This is a genomic window from Devosia sp. (genome assembly GCF_034675085.1).
In the GTDB taxonomy this organism is placed as follows: domain Bacteria; phylum Pseudomonadota; class Alphaproteobacteria; order Rhizobiales; family Devosiaceae; genus Devosia.
Genome location: NZ_JAUCDN010000244.1, coordinates 1 through 5,026, shown reverse-complemented (window position 1 = coordinate 5,026; position 5,026 = coordinate 1). Strand labels below are relative to the sequence as shown.

The window sequence follows — 5,026 nt, the reverse complement described above, 5'->3', positions numbered from 1 at the left end:
TGGCGGTCCAGCGCTCATAGACGGCCTCGAACAGGGCCTGGGCGGTGTTGATGCCATGGGCGGGCTCGACCACCAGGGAGAGCCAGCTGGTGAGATAGGAATATTGCACGGCGACGCTGGCGACGTCGCCGCCCTGGAGATATTCGAGCGTGTCCATGGCGGCCGGATCGACCCAGCCGGTGCCCACCGGCATGGCCAGCACCAGCACGGAGCGCTGGAAGGCGCCGACCCGGTCCATCTCGGCCAGGGCCAGCTGCACCCGCGCCTCCACCGTGGGGGCCGAGCGCAGGCCGACATAGATGCGCAGCGGATCGATGGCGGGCTTGCCGGTCATGCGGGTGATCGCCGCCGCATCGGGCCCGCCGGTGACATAGACGCGGGCATCGCGCCCGATGCTGTCCCAGGCAATGCGGGAGGCGGCGCTGCCGGTCTGTTCGGGGCGGGCAGGGGCCGGTGCATCCTGGGGCACCAGCTCGTCGAGCCGCTCGTAAAAGCCGTCGGCGGCGCGCAAGGCGGCGCGCAGCAACACGCCATCGACCAGCACGCCCCCCAATATGCCGACGATGACGATGCTGGCGGCCAGCGCCACGCGGCGGGGCACATAGGGCAGCTTTTCCAGCCATCGCCAGACCAGGTGGATGGCCATGACCACCAGCTTGCCGAGCAGGATCAGCAGCAAAGCGGGGCCGATGGCGACCAGCGCGATGAGCAGCGGCTGGGCATTGTCGGCCAGTTCCATGCCCATGACCGAGCGCACCGAATTCTGCCAGACCAGGGTGTAGCTGAGCGTGACCACCACCAGCACGGCGCAGGCCAGCGCCGCAAGGCTGGTGAGGATGGTGGCAAAGCGCCCCTGGGGCATTTTGGCGCCCAACACCTCGCAGCTCCACTGGATGGCGGCGCCCAGCCCATAGCCGGCGGCGAAGGCGCAGCCCGAGAGAATCCCCTGCACCACGCTGGTGCGCGGCAGCAGCGAGGGGGTGAGCGAAATGGAAAAGAACACCGTGCCGATGACCAGGCCCAGCGTAAAGAAATGGCGGCGCAGGAAATCCGAGCCGCGCAAACGCAGGCTGGAGGCACGGGAGCGCAACGCGGCGAATTGAACTGTCATGCGCGCAGAACAGCGCGGGACCGAGCCCGGGTCAATGGTCTCGTTTGCGCTCGCGCCATGCCGTAATGTGCGGGCAAGGAGAATCGCCCGTGCCCATCCGCCAGCTTCCCGAAGACCTGATCAACCGCATCGCCGCCGGCGAGGTGGTGGAGCGGCCCGCCAGCGTGGTCAAGGAACTGGTGGAAAACGCCATCGACGCCGGCGCGCGCCGCATCGCCGTCACCACCGCCGCGGGCGGCAAGGGGCTGATCCGCATCGAGGATGACGGAAGCGGCATGGAGCGGGACGATCTGGTGCTCAGCGTCGAGCGCCACGCCACCTCCAAGCTGGGGGCGGACGATCTGGATGACATCCGCACGCTGGGCTTTCGCGGCGAGGCGCTGGCCTCGATCGGCTCGGTGGCGGCGCTGTCCATTTCCTCGCGGCCGGCGGGGGCGGAGAGCGGGCTGCGCATCGCGGTGAATAACGGGGTGCGCAGCGGGCCGGTGCCGCAGGCGATGAACCGGGGCACCATTGTCGAGGTAAAGGAGCTCTTCGCCAATGTGCCGGCACGGCTGAAATTCTTGAAGACCGACCGGGCCGAGGCGGGGGCGATCACCGATGTGATCAAGCGCCTGGCCATGGCCAATCCCGGCGTGCATTTCGTGCTCAATGGCAGCGACCGCAGCGCCGCCAACTGGCCGGCGGTCGAGGGCCATGGCGCGCTGGAAGCGCGGCTGGCGCAGGTGATCGGCGACGATTTCGCCCAGAATGCCGTGCGGCTGGGCCATAGCCGGCATGGCGTGGTGGTGGCGGGGCTGGCGGGCCTGCCCACCTATACGCGGGCCAATTCGCTCAGCCAGTTCTATTTCGTCAATGGCCGCTCGGTGAAGGACAAGGTGCTGGTGGGGGCGGTGCGCGCCGCCTATGCCGACTACGTCTTCCGCGACCGCTTTCCGGTGGTGGCGCTCTATATCGCCATCGATCCGGCGGAAGTGGATGTGAACGTGCATCCGGCCAAGGCCGAATTGCGCTTTCGCGACCAGGGGGCGGTGCGCGCCGCCGTGATCCGCGCCATCGGGGAAGCGCTGGCCGCGGCGGGGTTCAAGGCCTCGGGCACGGTGGCCGAGGATATATTGGAGGCCTTCCAGCCCCCTGCCCCGGCGCCCACAGCGCCAATGGCGGCCTATTCGTCCCCCGCCCCGGCCTATTCGCCCGCCCCGGCGCGCCTGGCCAGCGCCAGCGATTATCGCCCGCCGGCCTGGACGGGGATGAGCGGGCTGGATGAGCCCAGCGCGCGGGTGGAGGCGGAAGCGGCGCCGGTGGCCGTCAACTATCCGCTGGGCACGGCGCGGGCGCAGATGTTCGATAATTTCATCATCGCGCAGAATGCCGAGGGCCTGCTGCTGGTGGACCAGCACGCCGCCCATGAACGGCTGGTCTATGAGCGGTTCAAGGCGCAACTGGAGTCCGGGCCCGTCGCCAGCCAGGCCCATCTCATCCCCGTGGTGGTGGAATTGCCCGAGGAGGATTGCGCGCGGCTGGAAGCGGCGGCGCCGGAGCTGGAACGGCTGGGGCTCGGCCTCGAACGGTTCGGGCCGCGCGCCGTGGCGATCCGCGAAACCCCTGCCCTTTTGGGCGCCGGCGATGTCGAGGGGCTGGTGCGCGACCTGGCGGACGAGCTGGCCGAATGGGACAGCGTTTCGGCGCTGCGCGACCGGCTGGACGCCATCATCGCGCGCATGGCCTGCCACGGCTCGGTGCGATCGGGGCGGCGGCTGCGGGTGGACGAGATGAACGCGCTGCTGCGCGACATGGAGGCGACGCCCCATTCGGGCCAGTGCATCCATGGCCGGCCCACCTATGTGGAGCTGAAGAAAAAAGATATCGAGCGGCTGTTCGGACGGAGCCGGTAATGACCAGCGGCATTCACCATGTCACCCTGATCACCGGCTCGGTGCAGGCCAATGTGGATTTCTATGTCGGCTTTCTGGGGCTGCGGCTGGTCAAGCGCACCGGCGGCTATGAAGACCCCCGCCAACTGCACCTGTTCTATGGCGACTATCACGCCCAGCCGGGATCGCTGCTCACCTTCCTCGTCTGGGAGGGCGGCTCGACGGGCCAGGCCGGCGCCGGACAGGTGAGCGAGGTGGCGCTGGCCATTCCGCCGGGCTCGATCGGCTTCTGGCTGGAGCGGGCGCTGCGCCATCAGGTTGTTGTGGAGAGCACGGCGTCCGAATTCGGCGAGATGGCGCTGCGCCTGCGCGACCCCGACGGGGTGATGATCAAGCTGGTGGGGGCGGACCTGCCGGCGCTGACCATGCCAGCGGGCGATATTCCTTCCGAGCACGCCATTCGCCGCATTCGCGGGGTGACGCTGCTCTCGGAGGTGCAGGAAGAAAGCATGGGGTTCGTGCGCGACCATTTCGGCTTCCGCCCCCAGGGGGTGGACGGCAAGACCCGGCGCATGGTTTCCGACATGGGCGACGTGCTCGACATCCGCGACGCGGCCGGCTTCTGGCAGGGCGCGCCGGGCACGGGCACGGCCGACCATGTGGCCCTGCGCGCGCCCGATGAAGCCGCGGTGGCGGCGGTGGAGAAAAAACTCTGGCAGCGCAATTGGGGGCTGACCAATCGCCATGACCGGCATTATTTCACCTCGCTCTATATGCGCGAGCCGGGGGGCGTCCTGATCGAACTGGCCAGCGACGGGCCGGGCTTTGCCATTGACGAGCCGCTGGAAACGCTGGGCAGCGCGCTGTTCATGCCGCCCGACGCCGCCGACCCCGACGCCATCCGCGTGATGCTGCCGCAATTCGGCCTGCCGGGAGACGAGCGGGTGGTCTATCGCGACCTCATTTATGAGCACCGCTTCTTCACGCCGGAGCGGCCGGACGGCACCACGCTGGTGTTGCTGCACGGCACCGGCGGCGACGAGACCGATCTGCTGCCGCTTGGCCATCGCGCCGCGCCAGAGGCTACCCTGCTGGGCCTGCGCGGACGCAGCACCGAGACCGGCACAAGGCGCTGGTTCCGCGCGCTGGGGCCGACGATTTTCGACCAGAAGGATATCCGGTTCGAATCCGGCGCGCTAGCCGCCTTCATGGGCGAGGCGCGCGGGGCCTATCGGCTCGATCCGGCTGGCATGGTGGGGCAGGGCTATTCCAACGGCGCCAATCTGCTGGCGGCGGCGCTGCTGCTGGAGCCGGAACTGGGGCTGCACCGGGTGGTGCTGCTGCGCCCGGTGCCGGTATTGAGCGATGTTCCGGCGGCGGACCTGAGCGGGCGAAAGGTTCTGATCGTCGCCGGAGCGCGGGACGCCTATCGGGAAAAAAGCGAGGCGCTGGCGGGGGTGTTGCGCGACGCGGGGGCAGAGGTGACGCTGGAGGTGGTGAACGGGGCGCATGAGCTGGGGGATGACGATGCGCAGGTGATCGGGGCGTGGCTCGGGGGCTAGTCCCGCCCGCATCAGGGAGTGTTTAGTTTAGGCGCTTTCTGTCGGGCAGTTCCCTCCCACCCACCGGCGCTTCCCGCGGACTTGATCCGCGGGCCACTCCCAGCAAACGCAGAGCCATCAAGGGCTCCCAATCTGGCCCACGGGTCAAGCCCGTGGGCAGCGGTGGTGGGTGTGGGAAGATGGTGCCTCCACCCACAATACCCCCTTCTCCCCTTGCGGGAGAAGGTGCCCCGAAGGGGCGGATGAGGGGGGTTCTTCCACGAGCATTGAGGCTGGGGATGGTGCGGTAGCCCCCTCACCCTGCTTTTCGTCTGGACGACGAAAAGCTGTCCCTCTCCCACAAGGGGAGAGGGTTTGCGCCGGTGGGTGGGGTGCGTTCTTGCCATTCGAGCCTAGCTCTCATGGCCTTCTCCCCTCAAATCGCTCCACTGGAGCGATTTGCCCTAACGGGACGGCTCGAAGTCAGAGGCGGACCAGGG

At 68.5% G+C, this 5,026-nt stretch carries 3 protein-coding genes; 2 read left to right on the top strand and 1 reads right to left on the bottom strand.

The features are described from left to right. The coding region (locus tag VDP82_RS13770; protein ID WP_323015420.1) for an alpha/beta-hydrolase N-terminal domain-containing protein at positions 1-1,111 on the bottom strand (1,111 nt) is incomplete at its 3' end. Positions 1,112-1,200: 89 nt separating this feature from the next. Between VDP82_RS13770 and mutL the strand changes: the two genes are divergently transcribed. Both mutL and VDP82_RS13760 read left to right on the top strand, forming a co-directional pair. Further along, positions 1,201-3,006, top strand: a complete 1,806-nt coding sequence (gene mutL, locus VDP82_RS13765) for a DNA mismatch repair endonuclease MutL (RefSeq protein WP_323015419.1) — start codon at positions 1,201-1,203, stop codon at positions 3,004-3,006. Further along, positions 3,006-4,547: a VOC family protein gene (locus VDP82_RS13760; RefSeq protein ID WP_323015418.1), complete on the top strand. Its 1,542-nt coding sequence runs from the start codon at positions 3,006-3,008 to the stop codon at positions 4,545-4,547. The genes mutL and VDP82_RS13760 overlap by 1 nt, the downstream gene beginning before the upstream one ends. Positions 4,548-5,026 lie beyond the last annotated feature (479 nt).